The organism is Arthrospiribacter ruber (genome assembly GCF_019343195.1).
In the GTDB taxonomy this organism is placed as follows: domain Bacteria; phylum Bacteroidota; class Bacteroidia; order Cytophagales; family Cyclobacteriaceae; genus Arthrospiribacter; species Arthrospiribacter ruber.
In genome coordinates, this window is record NZ_RPHB01000008.1 from 224361 (window position 1) to 247443 (window position 23083).

Below are 23083 nucleotides of genomic sequence, written 5' to 3' on the forward strand. Positions count from 1 at the left end.
AAAGTTTAAAACTGGACTTGAAATCCAACAATGACTGACTTCATAATTGGGTAGCTCGTATCCCCAGCCTCGGGGTCCCACCCATCCAAGAAGTTTCTTTCAATCGTAAAAAAGTCTCTTAAACTCAAATAAGCCCTAACCCTATTCAGTTTAACTCTTTCGATAACCTCTAAAGGCAGGGAGTAACCCAAGGTAATATTTTGAATTCTTAAGAAGCCACCGTTAAACAACCAAAAATCCGAGTTATCATAGTTCCTAAAAGAAGTTTGGGATAACCTTGGATAAGTTGCGGCAAGATTTTCTTCGGGACTATTTTCAGGGCTCCAGAAGTTACCTACAATATTGAGTGGAATATTCCCAAAAGCTTGATCAAAAGGTCTTACCTGAAAGCCTTCGTATCTTCTTGTATGCTTTCCAACTCCGTAGGCTACAAGGTTAAAATCAAAATTATTATAACTTAGGGATATTGACCCACCATAATTTAACCTTGGCAGAGAAGGCCCTAATGGCACTCTGTCCTCTTCATTGATAATTCCATCGCCATTTAAATCCAGAATTTTCACATCGCCGGCACTTGCTCCAGTTCCATAAAGGTCTGCTTCTTCTTGGGTTTGAAACAAGCCATCAGTTCTAAACCCAAACCATTCATTGTATGCGTATCCAGGACGATTTATTAAAGTCCCTCCTCCGGAGAGAAAGAAATCTCCTCCAAGGTTTGTTACCAAAGTATTGACAAAAGCAGCATTACCATTTATTGAATAATTCAACCTTCCAAAATTGCCTCTGTAACCTAACTCAAGATCAAGCCCCGAAGCTTCCATAGAAGCTACATTTGTTCTGGTATTTTGAGGAAAACCGAGGTAATTTGGAATATCCAACAAGTCAATGATATCGTCTGTTCTTCTCACATAGTAATCAGCTGACAGTGTCAGCTTATCATCAAAAAAACCGAAATCAAGCCCTGCATTGATCGTTTTGGTTTTCTCCCACTGGATCAAATTATCTGATAAGAAGTTTTGAACCAGTCCTAAGGCAGGCGAGATTTGGTTGTTATTGAAAAACAAAATATTTGTTATCGGCTGAAATATTCCCTGGTATGGATAAAAATTAAAGAATTCAGCACCGCCAGTTCTCGCATTACCGACCCTTTCATTTCCAACCTCCCCATAAGAAGCCCTAAACTTTAGAAATGAAATAAATCCCGGCAATGTGAAATCTTCATTCGATATCACCCAACCAACAGATGCCGATGGAAAAAATCCCCATCTTACATCAGTGGCAAATCTGGAAGATCCATCTGCCCTGAAATTGGTTTGAAAATAATATTTACTCTTATAATCGTATGAGAACCTCCCGAAATAGGATTCCAAGGCATTTTCTGATGCAAACTGTTGATTTGTGGCCAAAGATCTGTCACCGAATGCCAAAGCGGGTAACCTTACAGAAAGGTCTCTGGCTTGCGCATTAACCTGTTCCCAACTAGTCTTGAAGGACTCATACCCAATCAATGCATCAAAATTATGGTCATTTACCGACTTTTGGTACGATGCAAATAGTTGGTTGGTCAAAGAAAATACTTTCTGATTTCCTAATGATAAGTTAAGCTGATTTTGTGGAAAAAACCCCCCATCCAATCTGGGGATTATTGGTGGAGTTCTAAAAGTTTCGAATTGTCCAAATTCATAAACAGGAGACACGTTGGCTCTTATATTCAGACCTTCAACTGGGGTAAGTGTAAAGCCTAAGGTCGCATTGAAAACATCTCTTCTATTTTGGATATTTCCGCCTTCTACTACTTCTGCATAGGGATTATCACCATCCTTACCTTCTCCCCATTGTCCATCCTGACGAATGCCGGAAAACCAAGCAGGGTATCTCCTTGCCTCTGCTACGGCTCCTCCTGGAAATGCCGGATTTGTGGAATTCGAACCTCTATACCCAAGATCTACGTTTGCACTTAATATCTTCGAGAATTTGATATCATTGTTGACTCTAAATGTAATCCTGTCAAAACCAATATTATCAAAAAGGCCATCTTCTTTCATGTAGCCAAAAGATGCTCTTGTAAATAAACGCTCAGTTCCCATGGCAAGGGATAGGTCATGTCTTTGCCTTAAAGAAGGATTATTATTGAAAATAAGTGCTTGCCAATCTGTATTTGGATACCTATCAGGATCCTCTCTATTTAGCTGCTCGTAGTTTTGATTTACATCAGGGTCAAAAATTATTCCGCCCCCATCATTTAAAGACCTTTCATTACTCAGCTCTCTAAAAGTTTTTGCATCTGTAAATTTTGGTAAGGTTGTAGGAGAATTAAAGCCAAAATCTGAATCATAATTAATTTGTATTTTACCCTCTTTCCCTCTCTTTGTAGTTACTAAAATAACGCCTGCAGCAGCTCTGGCGCCATAAATAGCCTGAGAGGCTGCGTCCTTGAGTACCGTTATATTTTCAACATCATTGGGGTTGATATCCTCCAAACTTAATCCCGGCACCCCGTCAACAATTACCAGCGGATCATTCACATTTAATGAAGTTACCCCCCTAACTCTGATAGTTGATTCCTGACCAGGAGCGCTTCCAGTTCTTGAAACTGTTACGCCTGCCATCGCACCTTGAAGTGCGTCTGACAATTGAATCGCTTTTCGATTGTTTATACTTTCATTATTGACAGTAGAAACTGATCCAGTCAAGTCCTTTTTGGTTTGAACCCCATATCCCACAACCACAACTTCCTGAAGGGAACTAGCATCCTCTACTAGTGTGACATCAATGGTTGAATTATTTCCTACCACTACCCTTTGTCTCTCAAAGCCAATGAATGAAAAAATCAAAACTCCATTTTCCGGAACATCAAGACTATAATTTCCATCAATATCTGTTACAGTCCCTAAAGAGGTACCTTCAATCGAAACGGTTACTCCGGGAAGGGGCTCACCTAACTCATCTTTGACAGTACCAGTAATCAAGATAAATTCTTCATTTCTTACAACCACTTCAGTATCCTTTTTTCTAGAAGCTTTCACATGAATGTTCTCATTCACTTGCTTAAAACTTAAGGAGGTCTGTGTAGCTATATCAATCAAGAGATCATAAACTGTCTTCCCATTGCCTTCTAATGTAATTACCGGCAAATTTTTAGTTTCCCTTCTGGCAAATACAAAATTATATCCGGTTTTTTTTTCAAGTTCTTTAAAAGCCCCTTCCACATTTACATCCTTAAGGGAAAGGTATACGGTAACTTCCTCTATGCTTTTGACCTGAGCAGTTCCATCATTTGCAAGGAGCAAACTCATGGACAAACTTAGAAACAGGAAAGCAATGGTAAATAATTTGGTCATGTAGATAACATGCTTAAGTATACTTTTTTTCATATCTTTACTTCGTTTATTTAGGCTATCGCTAATTGTTTAAATGAACACTTGTCGGAAATGAGATTGCCGTCTCTTTTCCGGTGTCCAGAGGGCTGTAAGTGTAATCCATTTATGGCCCTTTTTACTTTATTTTTTTTACCATAGGCATCTTTTATTTAAAGGTTATATTAACTCGGTCATTTTGTATTTCAAATGCAAACCTGGCAGAATAACTCAATCCTTCAAGTACATCTTTAAGACTCTGATCCTTAAATTTTGCGGATATTTCAAGATCCCTAGCTGGCTGATTCATGAATCGAATTTCCAATCCGTACCAATTCTCCAAAACCCTTTTAACCTCAACCATCTGCGCTTGATCAAAAACTATGGTTTTTTGTGTCCATGCCAAGACTTTATTGGAATCGAATTGACCTTTCCGGATATTTTGATTTTCAGCTTTAAAACTCAATGCTTCACCAGGAGTCAACCTGATTTTTTGTGGGATTTCCAAATCCACTGCGACTTCTACTTCCCCTGTTAAAAGTGATACTTCAAGGGTTTCATTTTCAAATGCTTTGATATTGAAAGAGGTACCTAAAACCTGCGTGGAGACCTTACCCGTCCTCACGATAAATGGACGATTTGGATCCTTAACGACTTCAAAATAAGCTTCCCCTGTCAGTTCAATCTCTCTTTTATGAGTTTCGAAATTTTTAACGTACCTCATCGTACTTCCCGAATTGAGAATTACTTTAGATCCATCCACAAGCGTCAGACTGGATTTCATTCCAGGAGAGACAATATGTTCCTGGTATTCAATTGGGATTTCACTGTAAAGGATGGCTTTCGGTTGAAAAATATATTTAAAAGAGATCGCCAACATAAAAGCAAGAACCAGAATAGCTGCTATTTTAGAAAATTGGTCGAAAACAAATGCCTGTCTGGTTGGAGCCGCATATTTTTTTAGGCTGCTTTGGGAATCCATTGGTATAATACTTCCTATAAACTCTTTTGAATCCATAGTATCTATTGACTTTTCAATATTTGTCCAAGCATCTTGAACCCGCTCTTCTGAAACCTTTTTGGTTTTCCTTGAAAGGTTCAAAAGTAATTTTCTGGCCAATACAATATCTTGGTATTTAGAAGGATTTTTTTTCAAATACTCTTCCCAATAAGTTTTGGTCTCCACATCAGGATTCAATACCCACTTTTTGAACTCCGGGTCCAAAACAAAATCTTCTACGCTATATTCAGATTTACACATAATAAAAGGTCTACAAATAAATGAGACAAAAAATTGATAAAGTTATCCGTGATTAAGCAAAAAATTTTACTTTTTTTTTTGACAGGTCTTCCTCTTTGGGTAAACTTTAAAAAATAACGGAATGATATGAGCATATTTTCCAATAAAACACTACTTATGGGCAAATCTGAGCAGGTTTAAAAATCAAATTATTTGGAAAGACATTAGAATTGTTCCTTTCATCTATTTGATATACAAAACAACACATTGTCCACTTATTAGAATTTATATAAGAAATAAAGAAATCCCCTTTGTCAGCTTTAAATAGCAGATAGAATTAAGAGGAAAATTTTTTTTCATAGGTAAAGAAGTAGCCAATTCAATAATTGATACACTTATAGAAATTAAAGCTTCCTCAAATAAAAAAATTACAAAATAAAATTATTGATGAAAAAGTTTTTTTAAGGGTTGAAATTGCCTTCCAGGCCAAAGTGTAGACAGACCTAAGGTTTATCCCCATCATCTTAGACACTTCTTCGTAGGAAAAATCTTCAAAGAAGAGGTAAAGGATTACTTCTTTTTGTCTAGGTGGAAGGTTCTCCAAAGCCCCCGCAATTTTAATTTTCAGATCTTCCTCCTTTTGATTTTCAATAATTCTGGGTTCGACAGATTCTATGTAGAAATCCCGGGTATTGCTTTCTTTTATTTGCTCTTTATTCCATTTTTTCTCTTTATTGATTTCCCTGCTTATTTTCCTGGATAGCGATTTAAAAATGTAAACTTTCACATTGTTGGCAGGCTGAAGTGTCTTATGGTATTTCCACAAATCTATAAAAACCTCCTGTATACAATCCTGAATAAAATCCTCATCGGGCAATATGGACAATCCAAACCTGAATAGATCCATTGAATAAACTTTATACAAGCCTTCTAATCCTTTCCGATCTCCGGAAATCAATAATAGCCAAAAATCATTTGGCCCTTCCTGGGAGGGTAAAATAGTCGAATTTGGTTTCAAGGAATATTTTGGGCTTGATAATTATAGGAAACAATATAAACAACAAATAGAATATAGCAAACTCTAATCGTTTCAATAGACTAATAAAATGAAATATTATATTGAAAAACACCCCAGCACCTAACAATCAACCAAAAGTTTTGAATTTTCAATCTAAAATTATGATTCAAAAGTAATGCAAAAAATAGCGGTCAATACCTTCCAAAAACAACAGAAACCGGGCTTAAAACATATCTTAAAATAAGACTTGAAAAACTGATTTTAAGCACTTGGCTTGAAAATGCATCCCAATGGATTGAAATTATTGACAATAAGGTTATTCCTTCAAAGGAAATGAGTAATCCTGCCATTCTTGAAGCGATTAAAAATAAAACACCCAATCGGTTTTGGATATTGGTTGCGGAGAAGAGTGACTGTGTAGGGAATTAAACGAAATAGGAATAAAAGTCTTTGGATTGGAAGGTACGAAGAGTTTGATATTTGTTTTAGGACCGCAAAGCTCAACAAATCACTTTTAGAAGATTCAGGCAAAAAAGGAGGCACCCCTCCCTCCACTTTCCATTACTTCTTGCCTTCGTCTGCAAAGCTGATTAAGCACTTCAGTAAAAATGATATGGTCCAGCACGATGATGTCCAGGTGTTTCCCGGCATCGGAGAGTTTCTGGGTCAGTCTTTTGTCCTGTTCCGAAGGTCTGATATTTCCTGAAGGATGGTTGTGCACCAGGATCAATGAGCAGCTCTGGTTTTCCAAAGCATGTTTAAAATTCTCTTTGGGGGTTTGAGATGGTGCTATTTGTTCCACCGCTGCCCATCTTTATTTTTCTCATGACCTGGTGGTTATTGGTTTATCAACTGGTACAGCGAAGTATTCCCGATATTTGATTTTTTAAGGCTAATCATTAGGTGAAAATCTTTTGCCCAAGATTTTAACATAATGGATTCACATACCTGGAATTTATTTTTCATTGAAAATGACAAAAGTCTCAATGTGGGGCTGAAAACATCATTATTTTCAAAATACAACTTTTTTAAATTTCGCTATCAATTCAAATCTTCCTCACTTAATTTAAATTAATGTACCATGAAACTATTAAATGAAAACAAAGAGGTAGGTTTTCTACCTACCTTAATCTCAGACTTATTGGATAATGACAGTATTTTCAGTCCTACTGGATTGCAACTTGAACTTCACAAGAAATTGCCAGCTGTAAACATCAGAGAAAGTGGCAAAGAATTCAACATTGAGTTTGCTGTCCCAGGATTTGATAAAAAGGACTTTCATATTGAGATTCAAAACAGTTTAATGACTGTTCTGGCTAAAAAAGAAGTTGAAAAAACAGAAGAAAATGAACATTTCACAAGAAAGGAGTTCAGTTTGAATTCGTTCAACAGGTCATTTACCCTTCCAAAAAATGTCGATACTGACAAAGTCCATGCAGAATACATTGATGGAATCCTCAAAGTAAGGATGCAGAAAAAAGAAGAGGAAAAAGCAATTCCTTCCAAAGAAATAAAGATAAAATAAAGAAAAAGACCACTGATCAAGGCTTTCTCAAGTTATTAAACTTGAGCTAAGCCTCTTTTAGATAAAACCTTCGGATTTCTTTGCATCTAAAGCAATCCAACAAATCTCCATTTTTGAAATAAGCAAAACCTGAAAACCAATTTGAGGTTATAGTCAAAAGAAATTTGACTTTTTAAAATTGAGCATTTTCCTCTTAATAGCAGTCCTATTTTCAGGTCCGACCATATAACTTGCCAAAACTCCGGTTAACATACCAGCTAACAAACTTAAAATCGACTTCATTATTTTCATTGCTTCTCTATTTAAGTTAACAATTTTTTCAATCTTGCATGGATACTGTTTAAGTAAAGTAAAGAATCATTACAAAAGCATTGCTCATGAACTATCTGACCGTCAATGGATTCAAAGGGCTGATGTTCCTTAGATCTATTTCTATAAACGGTGACACCCTTAGCCCCTCCGTACCAGGCCATCTTAAAAGCCCAATCAACTTCCGTCATCGTAGCAGATTCTGGAAGGTTAATGGTTTTTGAAATGGCATTGTCGGTATGATTCTGGAAAGCCAGTTGATGTTTCAAATGGATTTGAAAAGGAACTTCCTGTGCTGTTTTAAACAGTTCTTTTAAATCTTCAGGTAGACCGGGTATATTTTTCAGTTTTCCTTCTGCGCAAATTCTATCAATTATTCCTTTTGAATACAGACCTCTTGAGGTTAAAATTGACTCAAGAGCAGGATTTAAACTCTGTGGAGTTTGGTTTTTCAATTGGTATTCTTGCCTGTTGTTTAAAGTAAATAAAGGTTCAATAGAAGGGGAAACTTCAGCAAGAAAAGAAATGGATCCAGTTGGGGCAATTGCAGTACAAGTCGCATTTCTCAGTGGCTGCATTGGATAATAGATACTCTTTTCCCAATTGGGAAAAGGTTCTCTTTCCAAAGCCAGGTCAAAGGATGCGTTCCATGACTTTTCTTTAATAAATTTCATGATTTTGGAAGCCAATTCTATAGCTTCATTACTTGTATAGGGGATCCCCAAACGAATCAGCATATCGGCCCAACCCATCACACCTAATCCAACCTTCCTATTGCCTTTGGCCATGAATTCAATTTGGGGTATTGGGTAGTTATTCACGTCAATTACATTATCCAAAAAGCGAATTGCGGTGTTTACAGTTTCCCCAAGCTTTTTCCAGTTTATAAAGGAGGATTTTGAGAATGGTAAAGCGACCATTTTTGCTAAGTTGAGGGATCCTAAGTTACACGCCTCATAAGGTAATAAAGGAACTTCCCCACAAGGGTTGGTCCCTGTTATTCTCCCTAAGCTTGGCGTCGGATTATGTCTATTAATCTCATCCAAAAACAGTATTCCTGGATCACCATTCCACCATGCTTGGCGGACAATTGATTTCCATAAATATTTGGCTGGTATTTTTCTTATTACTTCACCACTTTCTGGATGTATAAGCTCAAAAACTTTGTCCTGGAACATGGCTTGCATAAATTCATCCGTGATCCCTACAGAAATATTAAAATTTTGGAAATCACTTCCTGAAACCTTAGCATTTACGAACTCTTCAATATCGGGATGCGAAACATGCAAAGCACCCATATTGGCTCCTTTTCTTCTTCCGGGCTTCATTATGATTTCTGTCAAAGAATCTATCTGTCTGATAAAATCTATAGGCCCTTTGTATGACTCCCCTTTTAATGTTGTTTCACCCCTTGGATTCAGACCTGATAAATCGTAACCTGTCCCCCCGGAATTTTCCTGAATCATAGCAGAAACCCTCATGCACTCGTCCATTGCAGCTTTGTCATCAGATACCGGCAAGACAAAACAGGCACATAATTGCTGAAAAGGCTTACCGGCATTGATCAAGGTTGTTGAATTTGGTAAAAACAAATAATTCCGCATCAATTCGAAAAATCTACCTTCCCAAAAACTTTTACTTTGATGAGTTCTGTAATTCTTCTCCGCATTGCCCACCGCTACCGCTACCCGACTAAACATTTGTTCAGGGGATTCCAAGCTATGGCTTTTAACATCCTCCAATAGATAGCGACTTTTCAGGAGAGTGTGTGCTTTATCGGTAATTTCTTGCATGGTGTCCAGTCCCGGTTTATTCTGGGACTAAAGGTATTTGCTTTATCTAAATTACATAATGACAAATCTTATGAAGATAAAAGATTTTTGAAGTTTAAATTATGATAAAAGTCATATTAAGTAACATCATTACTCATTTTATTAGATTTATACAAAATATAATTTTGTCATAGAATTATGTTTTGTTTAGGGTTATTATTTGTTTCCGGGGATAATCATGATGGTTTTGATCAGGCATAAAAAAAGAAAAAAACTGGTGCTTCTGGCTGGAGTCCTTATGCTTTCAGGATTTTTTATCTATGAACTTTTTCCTGGCAACAAACTGATTACTTTATCCTATTTAATAGTGCTTCCTTTCATTTTGCTTGCTCTGGAATCTAAAAAAGAAGCATGCTTTATCGGATTAATCACTACAGTTTTTATCGCAGTAGGGTACTTGAATTCCGACTTCAATGGAAAAGCCTTTTTAACCAACAACAGGTTATTAGCCGGTGTAAATGTATGGGTGATTGTATGTCTGGGTATTTACATAAAACAAACCCTAAGAAATGAAAAAACAGCAAGAAATCATTTAAATGCCATATTTGAAAATTCGACAGAAGGAATTATCGTGGTCAATCCAAAGGGTGAAATAATAATGATCAACTCTCAGGCAATAAAAATATTCGGATATCAAGAACAAGAGCTAAAGGCCAAGATCATTGATCAATTTATATTGGAAAGGTTCAGCAATAACCATGATTTATTAAGAACAAGGTTCCACCAATTTCCCCACCATAGAAATAAAGATAAAGTTCTTGAGCTAGGAGCCAATCGCAAAGATGGGACTGGGTTCATTTCGGAAGTCAGCATGGCCAATTTTTTCGGAAATGACGGGTTGATGACCATTGTTTTTGTAAATGATATAACCGACCGGAAAAATGATCTTAAAAAGATCCGGCAATTAAATGAAGAATTGGAAATCAGGGTATTGGATAGGACCAAAAAGCTCACAGATGCATTTTCAAATCTGGAAAAGATGAATTCCGATCTCCAAAGAGAAATTTTAGCTAGGGAAAAAGCAGAAAAGAGACTTATAGAATCCCACAAGCTATATAAAGCTATGGCCAAGCACTTTCCAAGTGGCATTATTGGTATTGTAGACAAAAATTTAAAGCACTTACTGGTCACTGAAGAGGATAGCCTGGAAATCAAACTTCAGGACAAATACCTTCTTGATGGAAAAATTTTCACATTAATGAATCCTGTAGAAAAGCAAAAATTAAATTTAGAGTTGAAAAAGGCTTTTTTGGGTAAAACGATATCTCTCGAGATCGCAGTTGAAGAAAATTTTTACAATTTAAAAGCTGTCCCACTACCTAAAGAAAACCAAATTATTGACAAAGCTTTAATTGTCATTTCAGATTTCACAAACATTAAAAAAAATGAGCTTGAGCTCAAGAAAAACCTTGAAAGAGAAAAGGAATTAGGAATCATCAAAACAAGGTTTATTTCGACAGCTTCGCACGAATTCAGAACTCCATTGGCGACCATTTTGACATCAGCCTACCTATTAAAAACTTTTTCAGGTGAAGCCTTAAACCAATTAAAACTTATGCACCTTAACCGAATAAGCAAATCTGTGAATGACCTTACAGACATCCTTGATGATTTTCTTTCATTGAGCAAACTGGAAGAAGGAAAGGTCAAGGTTGAATATGTCCAAATAGAGCTGGATACATTTTTGAAAGAGATTGTTAAGGAAATGGAGCTTCAGGTGAAAAACCATCAGGTTTTGGATTATAAACATAAAGGAGAAAAGTATTGGTTAACCGATAAAAAAATTTTGAGAAATATTGTTGTCAACCTACTTTCCAATGCAATCAAATATTCGCATCCACACAGTTCAATTAAATTTAGTTCCTCTATTTTACCGGGTAAGCTTACACTGACTTTCCATGACAAAGGCTTGGGTATTCCAGCCAAGGATCTCCCTTTGATTTTCGAACGTTTTTTCAGAGCTGAAAATGTATCCCATATTCAGGGTACCGGTTTAGGGCTCAACATTGTAAAGAAATTTATAGAGTTGATGGGAGGTACTATTAATATAAAAAGTAAAGAAAATATAGGAAGTACTTTCTCGGTATTACTTCCGGATCCAACAAATTCAAGTACCCAACACTTAAATTAACCTGTCATGAACCAAAAAATTCTTGTAATTGAAGATAACAGAGAGATGTTGGAGAACATTTCTGATATCCTGAAGCTTGCCAGTTATGATGTTATTGGTGCTTCAAACGGCAAAGAGGGAATTCAATTGGCCCAAAGCTCTTCGCCTGATTTAATTCTTTGTGATATCGTGATGCCTGAGCATGATGGTTATGAAGTTTTACACATTTTAAACAAAAACAAAAAGACATCAGATATTCCATTCATTTTTTTAAGCGCAAAAGCTGAGAAATCAGATTTTAGGACAGGGATGAACTTAGGTGCTGATGATTATTTAGTCAAACCTTTTGACGGACATGAATTACTTACAGTCATCGAAAAATCCATTCAAAAAAATCATATGTTAAAAACTTCCTTTAGAGACACAGTTTGGGGACAGGGTTTTATTGAATTTAAGGACAGGGAATCAAAAGAATTGAGTAAACTAATAAAAGGAAAACAAAAAAGAACTTTTTACAAAAAGGAAATAATTTATAATGAAGGTGACACTGCTCATGATATTTTTTTTATTTCGAATGGTTTGTTAAAAACATTCAAATCCTCAACAGATGGAAAAGAGTTGATCACAGGACTGCATGGCCCGGGATCATTTTTAGGGTATGTATCTATTTTGGGAAATGTTGCTTATACAGAAAGTGCTTTCACTATGGATGAATCCGAAGTTTTCCAGATCCCTAAAAATGAATTTTTGAACACCTTAGGTACCAATAAAGAAATTTCCACTTACTTTTTAATGCAGTTATCAAACAGACTGATAAAGAGTGAGGAATTTATGGTTGATTTGGCATATGCTTCAAACAGACAGAGAACGGCTTCGGTATTGAACAGACTTCATGAACAATTTCACAATTCCCAGGACCTAAATTCATTCATAGAATTATCCAGAAAGGATATTTCTTATCTTGTAGGAACTGCAACAGAGTCCCTTAACCGTTGTCTTGCCGAGTTCAGGGATGAAAAAATAATTGAGCTTTGTCCTGAAGGAATCAGAATTTTAGACTTTCCGAAATTGAAAAAAATCATTTATTGAAAATTGTCTGCTAAATCGCTTGATCCAAGTGCAGCACTGAGAGCCCTTGGTTCTACCTTATAGGGATATGGTTTATATTGCATGTAATTCGCGATAGAATTTAAGTAGCATCTGGCCTTCAGCAGGTTATTGGTAAATTCGGTTTTATTTCTACATTCACTGGCACGGATGAAAAGTACTTTTGCTCTAATGTTTGCCCTGTAACATTTGTAATAGTTCAGAATTTCAAAATCTTCTTTGTTCAGAAGTGCTCCTGTAATCAAATTGTATTCATATATAAAAGAAGCACTCAATCCTTTTTGCTTATAAAATTCCATATCCATCGCCAAAAAAGCTATTTCACTCAAAACATCGATGGTCCTTAGAGAATCGTCAAATTCAATGCAATCAAACAGGACAGGTGGATCGAGGATGAAAACATTTCCCGAATGAAGATCTCCATGAACCAACCTTACAAAACCTAGGTTTGATCTTTGGTGAATTCTTTCAGCATGCTTGCTCAGGAAATCATTGCTCCAGGCGACCGAACTTTTTACAATCTCCCTTGCCCCTGTCCCTAGATACTTTGCTGCTAAAGGTTCAATTTTTGTCAAATCATTAAAAAGAGAGTTCATTTTCAATATACTGATTTCAGATTTTACTCTTTCAGCTTTATCATGGATTTTTGCAATCACCCTTGCTAAGGATCTGACATGTCCAATTTTCAACATATTGGTATCCAACATGATATCCATTTGGGTATTAAAATCCATTTTTTTCATTTTTACCGCATAATCCAAAATCCTCCCTCTCCCTCTTCCTATATGCCATGTGCCATTCTTTTTTTTTATGGGTAAAACACCTAAATAAATGTCTGAATAAAGTCGGTTCAGTACATACTCCCGATAACAAAAATGCTTCCTCAGTGGCAAAGTGGAGAAGTCTAGAAAACCGAGTTTGACAGGCTTTTTGATTTTAAAAACAAATTCTTCACCAACCAAAACCCAGGAAATGTGCGTTTCAATTAGATTTGCTTTTAAAGAGATGCCATTATAGTAGGCATTATTTTTTAGATCCAACAATTCTTCAGTCCTCATTTCAGGTTACATTAATATAATTAACTGCCTCTTCCAACATATGAGTTATATTATCGCTAGAAGATCTGAGCTTCAGACAGGGTAAGGACATTTGCTCAAACTCCGCCTTGATTTTTTTAAAAGCCAAAAAGTCAGCTTCACTATCAGCCCTAGGCCTTTCCAATCTTTTTTTTATCAAAGAAATTGGAGCTGAAATAACCAGAAATTTGACTGCCACTTGATGCTTTTGTCCCAAATTCAGAAATAGTTGTCGTGTACTGTTTAAATAAAAAGTTGCATCTACCACCACTATTGCTTTGCCTTCCAGTAAGCCTTCGGTAATATTAGCAAGCCATTCATATACAAACATTTTATCTTCCAGGTTATACCTTCCCTTTAAATGGAGCATTTCCCTTACCTTATCACTGCTCAAATAAGACGCATTGAGCTTTTCAGCCAATAATCTTGCAAAGTAACTTTTCCCGGAACCTGGCAAACCCATTACAATAATGATCATACCCATAATCAATTAACTCAATCAAAAATGATTAAATCAATATTTCATTTTCATGACATTTGCTTTCAAAAAGCAAGATTTTTTTCATTTACGAAAACAGTCAAAACACTTGGACCTATAAAGGGCACCTTACTTCTTTCAAAAAACTCTACAGGAGTTATCACTTACAAGTAGCATATAGGCACCCGAATTATACTTTTAATGAGAAAAATCTTAAATATCAAAACTTTTATCATCAAGGGTCTATTTCCTTGTCTGTAATTTCGATCCAACATAATGAAAGTCTCATAATCAGGTCAGCCTTCAGAGATTTTGTTCACATCAACTGAAAGTCTGATAGGTCTGCAAACACAGAAAATCTGTACTGAATTTAAGCCCAGCATTGTGTAAACCTTGACAAAATACAGCCGATCAAAAGAAATATTCTGTCATAGGTTCTTAAAGCGGGAAGTCAAACCCCCGCTTTTTGTTTTTACAATCATGATATTTCAACCATAAACCAAATAACTCCAAGATAAAATCTTATCTAAACTCTTCAAATCCCTTTAAAACATCTGTTCAAACTTTAGCCAAAACAACAAAATGATGAAACCTGAATATGTTATGTTTTTTGAGGAGATTGGAATTCTGGACAGCAAATTAGTTGGTGGAAAGAATGCTTCTTTGGGAGAAATGTTTACTCAATTAAAATCAAAAGGAATAGCTGTTCCTGATGGATTTGCTTTAACATCAGATGCCTACCGATGCTTTCTCCGATCAAACAACTTGGGAATACCTCTTTTTGATTTGCTGGACACCTTGGATAAAATAGAGTTCTCAAATCTTTCTGAAGTAGGATCTCAAGCAAGAGCTATGATTATGAATGGAAAGTTTTCTGAAGAAATTCAGAATTGCTTATTCCATGCTTACCGAAAACTTTGCCAAAAAACAGGTGTGGACAACCTTGATGTTGCAGTTAGAAGCAGTGCTACCGCGGAGGATTTACCAAGTGCCAGTTTTGCCGGCAGGATGGATTCTTTTTTAAATATTAGGGGTGAAGCACAATTGTTGAGTGCAGTCCACCGATGCTACGCTTCCCTTTTCACTGACAGAGCAATTAAATACAGGTATGAAATGGGTTTTGAATCTGATGATTTGGCAATTTCGGTAGGGGTCCAACAAATGGTAAGAAGTGATAAGGCTTCTTCTGGGGTAATTTTCACAATTGATCCAGATTCTGGATTCAATAATGTAGCAGTCATCACCAGCAGCTGGGGTTTAGGTGAAAACGTCGTTCAGGGAAAAGTTACACCTGATGAATGGATAATATTCAAACCTACACTTTTTGATGAAAAACTAAACCCTATATTAAAAAGTACATGCGGAAGAAAAGAGATGACACTGAGCTATGCTCAAATTATTGGATCCAATGATCCGGAAATGTCAACGGTAAACATTGAAACACCAAAGCAAAGACAAAACACTTTTACTTTGAATTCAAATGAAGTAATCCAGCTGGCCAGGTGGTCATGTTTGATTGAACGTCACTATGGAATGGCAATGGATATTGAATGGGCTAAAGATGGCGTATCAGATCAATTGTATATACTTCAGGCCAGACCGGAAACAGTCCATAAGAAAAAAAACAATCAGGTTCGAATTACATATAAGCTAAAGTCAAAAAGTAAATTAATTACATCAGGAATAGCATTAGGTGAAAAAATTGCAGCTGGAAAGGCTAGGATAATAACGGATCCAAAAATGGGATACCTATTGAAAAAAGGCGAAATTTTAGTTACGGACATCACCAACCCAGATTGGGATCCCATTCTAAAAAAGGCTGCAGCGATTATTACCAATAAAGGAGGAAGGACAAGTCATGCTGCCATAGTTGCCCGAGAGCTGGGCACTGTTGCTGTAGTAGGTTGTGGAAACGCTCTTGAATCTATCAGGGATGGGCAGGACGTAACCGTATCCTGCTCAGAGGGCAAAAAGGGGAAAGTTTACCAAGGAGTATTGGAATGGGATATTTCAGAAGAGGTGATACCACATATGAATATGCCCAAAACAGCTGTCATGTTGAACTTGGCAGATCCTGATAGGGCTTTTGAATTGAGTCAATATCCTAACAGCGGTGTTGGTCTGATGCGCCTCGAATTTGTTATCAGTAACAGTGTACAAATCCATCCTTTGGCACTATTGAATTATGATAAGATCAACGATGAGGATGTCAGGTTAAAAATTAAAGAATTGACTACAAATTTTACAAAAAGAGAAGAGTATTTCATTGATAAAGTAGCTGAGGCGGTATCAATTGTTGCAGCGGCATTTTATCCAAAAGACGTCATAGTCCGACTGAGCGATTTTAAAAGTGATGAATATGTAAATTTAATTGGGGGAGATATTTTTGAACCTAAGGAAGAAAATCCAATGCTAGGGCTGAGAGGTGCTTCCAGGTACTACAGCGATTTTTATAAGGATGCATTCGCTTTAGAATGCCGTGCAATTAAAAAAGTACGGGAAGAAATGGGCTTTTATAATGTCAAATTGATGATTCCTTTTTGCAGAACACTGGAAGAAGGTAAGTTGGTCATTTCCGAATTAGAATTGAATGGACTTTTTCAAAACGAAAAAGGTCTTGAAATCTATGTCATGATTGAAATTCCTGCAAATGTAATTTTAGCAGATCAGTTTGCCGGTATTTTTGATGGATTCTCAATAGGGTCTAATGATCTGACCCAGCTCACCTTGGGCATTGACCGTAATTCAGAGAGCCTCAATTACTTGTTTAATGAAGAAAATTTAGCAGTCAAATTCCTTATTAAGGAGAGTATCCACAGCGCAAAAAAATCTGGAATAAAAATCGGATTATGCGGACAGGCCCCCAGTGACAATCCCGCTTTTACCAGGTTTCTAGTTGATGAGGGGATTGATAGTATTTCCTTCAGCCCCGATGCTTTGCTGAAAGGAATTAAAAGTATAACAGAGGCAGAACGCCATATAAAAACTCCAAAATGGATGCTTTAAATTCATTAGCGAACTACTATGTTTTTATAACCTACGTTTAGATTAAATTTTGGTAGTCATATTATTTTTCATGATTATCCGCTTCTTTGCCAGAAGGTTAATTTTTAGGGTTAAACTTTGCGACTGACTCAATATCCATGAATATCAAGTATTCATTATTATCAGATTTTATGCAAATTCAGCTATTATATTGGTTACTGGTAAAGTTCTGGATATACATATTATTTTTTTGGCTCTATCATGACAAAAATCTCAGATACCACACATAATTGTCATTATTGTTTAGCTGCATAAATCTGAAATTTGAATTAAAGTATTTCGGTATGAAAAATTTGCTTTTCGACAAATTTGAAATTTTAGAATGAAAACTAAGATACCTGGCTATACTTTGATTTTTAATTGATTGTTCTCGATTTAACCACAAAATCCTGATGAATATCAAAAAAAGAACAAAGAGGAGAAACTACACTAAAGTGGTTGAAAACTATTATGAATTTTCAAATAGCTCCAATAGACTTCTATTCAAATTTGATACTAAATCAAATGGTATAATAGCATCTGATTTAAATTTGAAAAACACAAAAAAGAAATTGATCTGGTCTTCAGATAGTAAAATCATACCTTTAAGAATTGGTTGTTCTTTAAGGTATTTCAATTTCAGTTTTCTTCAAAAGAGGAGAATTTATTCAATTAGGATTTCTCTTAAAAAGATAAAAAGCTTACTTAAATATGTCCCAGAAGACATTAAAGAAACAGCTTCCAAACAGGATACAGTTCTACTGAGAGTTCCAGAAAACCCAATTCTTTCTCCAAGCACTTCAAACCTTTGGGAATCTCAGGCTGTATTCAACCCTGCATCTGTATTGTTGAAAAATCAGGTTCATTTTATCTATAGGGCTATTGGGGAATCCGGTATTTCGGTGTTTGGTTACGCTTCAAGTAAATCAGGCACCAAAATAGATAAGAAGTCTGATATTCCAAGTTTTGTGATCAACCGCCTGGAATCAGAGATCCCCCTTCCCCCACATCCTTACGCCACCAAATCAGGAGGCAGTTTTTATGGCTGCGAGGATCCAAGGCTTACTGTCATTGAAGACAAGGTCTATATGACATTTACAGCTTTCGACGGACATACCCCGCCAAGAGTAGCGTTGTCATCGATTAAAAAAAGTGACTTTCTAAAGAAAGAATGGAATTGGTCGATTCCAAAATTCATTTCAGCACCGGGAATAACCAATAAGAACTGGGTGATTTTTCCCGAAAGGATTCATGGAAAATACGCCATTCTTCACAGTATTAATCCTGTGATATCTATAGCCTACCTCAATTCTCTTGACTTTGAAAGTGGGCAATATATCCAAAGCCAATACAGTCCGGGAGGTAGAGAAGGACATTGGGACAATTGGGTCAGAGGCGCAGGACCACCTCCCTTTAGAATTGATGATGGCTGGATGGTTATCTATCATGCCATGGATAAAAGGGATCCGGATAAATACAAGCTTGGAGCGATGATACTGGACAGAAATAATCCTGAAAAAATTCTTTATCGTTCGGAAGCTCCCATCCTCGAGCCTGAGCTTTGGTATGAAAATGAAGGGCATAAAAGAGGTGTAGTATACAGTTGTGGAGCTTCGATAATCAAAAACAAACTGATTGTTTATTATGGAGGATCTGATAGTTACATATGTGCTGCATCTTGTGATTTAAAAGGCCTGATATCAAAAATCAAAGGTGATAACAAGCATACTGAATTGAAAACCATTAAAATGAAAAGATATGCAACAGTTTCATCGGGTTAAGGAGAACCCTATTATCAGGCCTGATAAAAACATCGAATGGAAAGCCGCAGCGGCATTTAATCCTTCGGTAGTAAAAAAAGAGGGCACCTATCATTTGCTTTTTAGGGCTATTGGCAATCCTGTGGCCATCAACAGTTCCTTGAATATCCCCATATCCACCATTGGCTATACTTGCGGTGATAACGGACTTCATTTTGGTTCCGAAAGACAAATTATAAAACCCGAATTTTCATGGGAAATGTTTGGTTGTGAAGACCCAAGAGTGACCTATTGTGAAGGCAAATATTATATTTTTTATACAGCATTGTCTGATTACCCTTTTTCAGCAAAAGGAATTCATATCGGCCTCGCCATTACCCAGGATTTCAAAAAATTTGAGAAACATGAAATTACCAGGTTCAATTCAAAAGCGATGGCTTTGTTTCCCGAAAAAATCAATGGAAAATTTGCTGCTATTTTAACTGTCCATACCGATATTCCGCCGGCAAAGATTGCCCTTGCATTATTTGATAAGGAGGAAGATCTATGGTCACAAACTTATTGGAATGATTGGTACAATAACCTCAATCTTCATGTCATTCCCCTCCTGAGAGACGCAAATGACCACCTTGAAATAGGAGCCCAACCTGTGAAAACAGAAAAAGGTTGGCTACTTATTTACTCTTATATTCAGAATTATTTTTCTCCGGAAAAGAATTTTCGCATTGAAACAGCCCTTCTGGATATTAAAAACCCTATGAAAGTAATTGGCAAATCTCCAGAACCACTTATAGTTCCTTTGAAAAAATATGAACTGGAAGGAAATGTTCCCAATATTGTCTTTCCGTCAGGTGCTCTATTGGAGGATAAAAAATTGCTCCTCTATTATGGGGCAGCAGACACCACATCTTGTGTCGCTATCGGGGATTCAGAAAGTATAATAGAAGATTTAAGCTACAAAAAACCATTCGGTTTTATCCAAAGCAAATGGATCAAACAAAGTTTCAAGCGGTTTGATCAAAACCCGATTATAGCTCCCCGGCCTGAGTTTTCATGGGAGGCTAAAGCTACTTTCAATCCTGCTGTAATATATCTAGACAACAGGTTTCATATTATTTACAGGGCCATGTCCTTGGATGATACTTCAGTTTTCGGATATGCTTCCTCAAAAGACGGGCTAATTATAGACGAGCGACTTCCATACCCAATTTATGAACCAAGGGCAAATTTTGAGAAGAAATTGCGCCCTGGGAATTCTGGTTGTGAAGATCCAAGAATTACAAAAATGGGAGATATTTTATATATATTTTATGCAGCTTTTGATGGCTATACGCCTCGGGTTGCATTTACCTCTATTAAAGAGGAAGACTTCCTTAATAAAAGATGGAACTGGACAAATCCCAAGGTAATAACACCACCGAATGTTGCCGATAAGAATTCCTGTCTGCTCAGCGAAAAAATAAATGGTGAGTATGTGATTTTTCACCGACAAAATGATTGTATTTGTATCAATACAGAAAAGAACCTGGAATTCAGCGAAAACAAATGGATGGTACACCGAAAATCATTGATCGAGCCCAGGAAAACTTATTGGGACAATTCTAAATACGGTATTGCTGCACCACCGATCAAAACAAAACATGGATGGCTGATGTTTTTTCATCGGGCAACTATTCCTTCACCAACAATTTACAAGGTAGAAGCCGCTCTACTTGATTTAAACAATCCATTTGATGTCATAGCACAAACAGATGCAACCCTACTAGAACCCGAGATGGACTATGAAATAGAAGGGATTGTAAACAATGTAGTATTTCCATGCGGAGCCGTACTCCTAGATCAAACCGTTTACTTGTATTACGGAGGTGCTGATAAAGTAATTGGGGTTGCCAAAATGGAATTGAGTGACATTATGAAAAGATTCGGTATTTGTGATTGACAGACATGAATTAAACGCCCAAATCCCAAGCCTCCAGCAATGACTGACAATATACAATATTGGTAGTATTTTTTTATGGAATATCCGAAACTGATTTATTCCTATATATCTTGCTTCTCTTGTAATCGGTTGGCGTCATTCCAGTATGCTTTTTAAAAGCAGTATTAAATGCAGTCTTGGAACTAAACCCGGCCTCAAAACCAATTCCAACCATGGATAAATGATTCAGGTTTTCATCCATGATTAATTTCTTGGCTTCCTCCACCCTATAGCCATTAATCAATTCAAAAAAGCTTTTTTCCAAACATGTATTTATGGCCTGAGAAACCAAATATGGTGGATGTCCAAGATGTTCTGCTACTTCTTTTACTGATAGGCCCTCTTGAATATACAGTTTATCTTGATCCATGGAATTTCGGAAAAGCATCGCAATTTCTTCCAACATTTCATTGGACTCCTTTTGATCAATTTTTTCAAAAGACTTTTCCCCTAATTGTGGATTTTCAATTTGCCTTAATTGGTAGACTGCCGGATTGAGTTTTCCTTTTATGGTGATATAGTAGGCAAAAACAGTATAAGCTATCGTATTGGCAATGCCGTGATATGGAGAATAAGATTCCTTAAATGTATAATTGATAAACAGCAAAATAAAATCAATTACAATAAGAAAATACCTGCCATAAATCATCTGCTTTACCCAAGAAGTCCCTAACCTCAATTCATCTGAAAAATTCTTCCTAGCAATCTTCAGATAATTTTGATACTCTTTTATGGTAAGTAAAAAATATATGATGTAGATAACAACAATGGCTACCAAGCTGAAATATTCAAAATTAGTACCCAAAAACTGGTAGTAATACTCATCCTCTTCAAGGTTTGACAACCGGATCTGACTTCCAATATAAATCCTTAAAGAATCAAAGGCCATCACCAAAATATGCCACCATTGTTTCCTCCAATTAATGTCTTTGTAAAGACTCTTGATATAAAGATATAAGGAAATCAAACCCAAAAGCTGAAAGCTAAACAACAGCCAATCATAATGGTGATTTAGCCATTCTGCAACCCGGTTGATAATTAAAAGATGACCGATGGAAAATACAAAAAGGCTTAAAAGAATATTAGACACCCTGTTTTCCCTCGGATAAAAAAGAATTACTGCTGCAAGAATAAATGCCTGAATAGCTCCAAGGAAACTAAACAAGACTTTAAAGTTCTGTAAAATCCAATCTGCAGATTCAGTAAAGTTCACGGACAAAAGGTTGAATAATCAAAATTAGGTATACCTGCTACTTTTCCAAATAGTTTTTAACATAGAAACAAACATTCATAACAGCAATTACCTTTGGATTTACCTAATTTTTAGAACCCAAAAGATGTGCAGTTTTTAAAACCCGAACTTCCAAACAATACAAAACGCAGTTATTTGGGTGTCTGAATAAATAATTAGCCGAGACATGAAGAAGGAGACCAATATCCGTAATTTATTCATTTTCATTGTGATTGCCCTAATAATCGGTTGGGCAGGAGTAGGTATAGACTCAATTTTACCTGAGCAGGAAGGGGATGAAAGTTTGGGAATGGCCATATGGCTGGTTTTCCCCTTATTGACGGTCATTGTCCTAAGGACATTTATGGGTGACGGATGGAAAGACGCTGGTCTCCTTCCCAATTTTAAAGGAAATGGACGATGGTATTTCGTCGCCTTGATCATTTATCCACTGGTGACGGCAATTTGTCTAGGAATAGGTGGACTGACAGGTTGGATTGATTTCAGTGCATTTGAAATCAGACCTTTCTTATCTGTATTCTGGACTTTATTGGGTGTCAATGTCATCAAAAATATATTCGAAGAATCTGTGTGGAGAGGCTATCTGACAGTAAAACTAGTCAAGCTAAAGCTTTCTAATCTCCAACTTTACCTTATCATAGGATTGGTGTGGGGGCTTTGGCATGCCCCATATTACATGGTTTTTCTACCAGAGGGAGATATTCAAACCGTGCTTCCGGTGGGAAGGATTCCTTTCACCATCATAGCCGTATTGAACATGATTGTTTGGACAGTGATGTTTACTGAAATCTACCGTCTGACCCAATCTATTTGGCCGGTAATTCTGATGCATGCAGTAGAAGATGCATTGATCAACCACCTGGTCATTGATGGCTACATCCTTATTGAAAATGGCTTCCAGATTTGGATCTCTCCTATCTGTGGGATTATCCCTAACCTGCTTTATTTACTGATCGGACTTTGGCTGAGAAGGAAAAGAATTCAGTCAAAGTATCCGCTGTAATTTTGAATGAAAACC

Annotated in this window: 15 protein-coding genes; 7 read left to right on the plus strand and 8 right to left on the minus strand. The window is 36.5% G+C overall.

Features of this window, described 5'->3' with window-relative positions:
- Positions 1–5: 5 nt before the first annotated feature.
- The 4 genes from EGN73_RS17185 to EGN73_RS17200 all read right to left on the minus strand — a co-directional run bounded on the left by EGN73_RS17185 (position 6) and on the right by EGN73_RS17200 (position 6416).
- Complete coding sequence (locus tag EGN73_RS17185) at positions 6–3374, minus strand: SusC/RagA family TonB-linked outer membrane protein (protein WP_219292705.1); 3369 nt, start codon at positions 3372–3374, stop codon at positions 6–8.
- Positions 3375–3525: 151 nt separating this feature from the next.
- Positions 3526–4617, minus strand: coding sequence for a FecR family protein (locus tag EGN73_RS17190; RefSeq protein ID WP_219292707.1), 1092 nt, complete (start codon positions 4615–4617; stop codon positions 3526–3528).
- 394 nt (positions 4618–5011) lie between these two features.
- Complete coding sequence (locus tag EGN73_RS17195; RefSeq protein ID WP_219292709.1) at positions 5012–5614, minus strand: RNA polymerase sigma factor; 603 nt, start codon at positions 5612–5614, stop codon at positions 5012–5014.
- 523 nt (positions 5615–6137) lie between these two features.
- Positions 6138–6416 (minus strand): JAB domain-containing protein, encoded by a 279-nt coding sequence (locus EGN73_RS17200; protein WP_219292711.1) that lies wholly within the window; start codon positions 6414–6416, stop codon positions 6138–6140.
- A 279-nt stretch (positions 6417–6695) separates the two neighbouring features.
- On the opposite strand from EGN73_RS17200, the gene EGN73_RS17205 reads away from it, so the two are divergent.
- Positions 6696–7139 carry an Hsp20/alpha crystallin family protein gene (locus tag EGN73_RS17205; protein ID WP_219292713.1) on the plus strand — a complete coding sequence of 148 codons (444 nt, stop codon included), beginning with the start codon at positions 6696–6698 and terminating at the stop codon, positions 7137–7139.
- Between the two features lie 302 nt (positions 7140–7441).
- Here the strand turns inward: EGN73_RS17205 and EGN73_RS17210 are convergent, their stop codons facing one another.
- Positions 7442–9241: an adenosylcobalamin-dependent ribonucleoside-diphosphate reductase gene (locus tag EGN73_RS17210; RefSeq protein ID WP_219292715.1), complete on the minus strand. Its 1800-nt coding sequence runs from the start codon at positions 9239–9241 to the stop codon at positions 7442–7444.
- Between the two features lie 217 nt (positions 9242–9458).
- On the opposite strand from EGN73_RS17210, the gene EGN73_RS17215 reads away from it, so the two are divergent.
- Both EGN73_RS17215 and EGN73_RS17220 read left to right on the plus strand, forming a co-directional pair.
- Positions 9459–11411: a sensor histidine kinase gene (locus tag EGN73_RS17215; RefSeq protein WP_219292717.1), complete on the plus strand. Its 1953-nt coding sequence runs from the start codon at positions 9459–9461 to the stop codon at positions 11409–11411.
- Positions 11412–11417: 6 nt separating this feature from the next.
- The gene (locus EGN73_RS17220; RefSeq protein WP_219292719.1) at positions 11418–12479 is read left to right on the plus strand and encodes a response regulator; all 1062 of its coding nucleotides are present in this window, start codon (positions 11418–11420) and stop codon (positions 12477–12479) included.
- Here the strand turns inward: EGN73_RS17220 and EGN73_RS17225 are convergent.
- Positions 12473–13555, minus strand: coding sequence for a hypothetical protein (locus EGN73_RS17225; RefSeq protein ID WP_219292721.1), 1083 nt, complete (start codon positions 13553–13555; stop codon positions 12473–12475). The genes EGN73_RS17220 and EGN73_RS17225 overlap by 7 nt on opposite strands.
- 1 nt (position 13556) lies before the next feature.
- Positions 13557–14051 carry a P-loop nucleotide/nucleoside kinase family protein gene (locus EGN73_RS17230; protein WP_219292723.1) on the minus strand — a complete coding sequence of 165 codons (495 nt, stop codon included), beginning with the start codon at positions 14049–14051 and terminating at the stop codon, positions 13557–13559.
- Positions 14052–14636: 585 nt separating this feature from the next.
- Here EGN73_RS17230 and ppsA point away from each other — a divergent pair.
- The 3 genes from ppsA to EGN73_RS17245 all read left to right on the plus strand — a co-directional run bounded on the left by ppsA (position 14637) and on the right by EGN73_RS17245 (position 20774).
- A complete protein-coding gene (ppsA, locus tag EGN73_RS17235; protein ID WP_246611644.1) occupies positions 14637–17057 on the plus strand; it encodes a phosphoenolpyruvate synthase in 2421 nt (806 codons plus the stop codon).
- A 569-nt stretch (positions 17058–17626) separates the two neighbouring features.
- The gene (locus EGN73_RS17240; RefSeq protein WP_219292725.1) at positions 17627–18856 is read left to right on the plus strand and encodes a glycoside hydrolase family 130 protein; all 1230 of its coding nucleotides are present in this window, start codon (positions 17627–17629) and stop codon (positions 18854–18856) included.
- On the plus strand, positions 18834–20774 hold the full coding sequence (locus EGN73_RS17245; protein ID WP_219292727.1) for a glycoside hydrolase family 130 protein: 1941 nt from the start codon (positions 18834–18836) through the stop codon (positions 20772–20774). Before EGN73_RS17240 ends, EGN73_RS17245 begins: the two co-directional genes overlap by 23 nt.
- A gap of 73 nt (positions 20775–20847) precedes the next feature.
- Here the strand turns inward: EGN73_RS17245 and EGN73_RS22755 are convergent, their stop codons facing one another.
- Complete coding sequence (locus EGN73_RS22755) at positions 20848–22026, minus strand: helix-turn-helix domain-containing protein (RefSeq protein WP_219292729.1); 1179 nt, start codon at positions 22024–22026, stop codon at positions 20848–20850.
- A gap of 205 nt (positions 22027–22231) precedes the next feature.
- Between EGN73_RS22755 and EGN73_RS17255 the strand changes: the two genes are divergently transcribed.
- Entirely contained in the window at positions 22232–23068 is an 837-nt protein-coding gene (locus EGN73_RS17255) for a CPBP family intramembrane glutamic endopeptidase (RefSeq protein ID WP_219292731.1), read from the plus strand.
- Positions 23069–23083 lie beyond the last annotated feature (15 nt).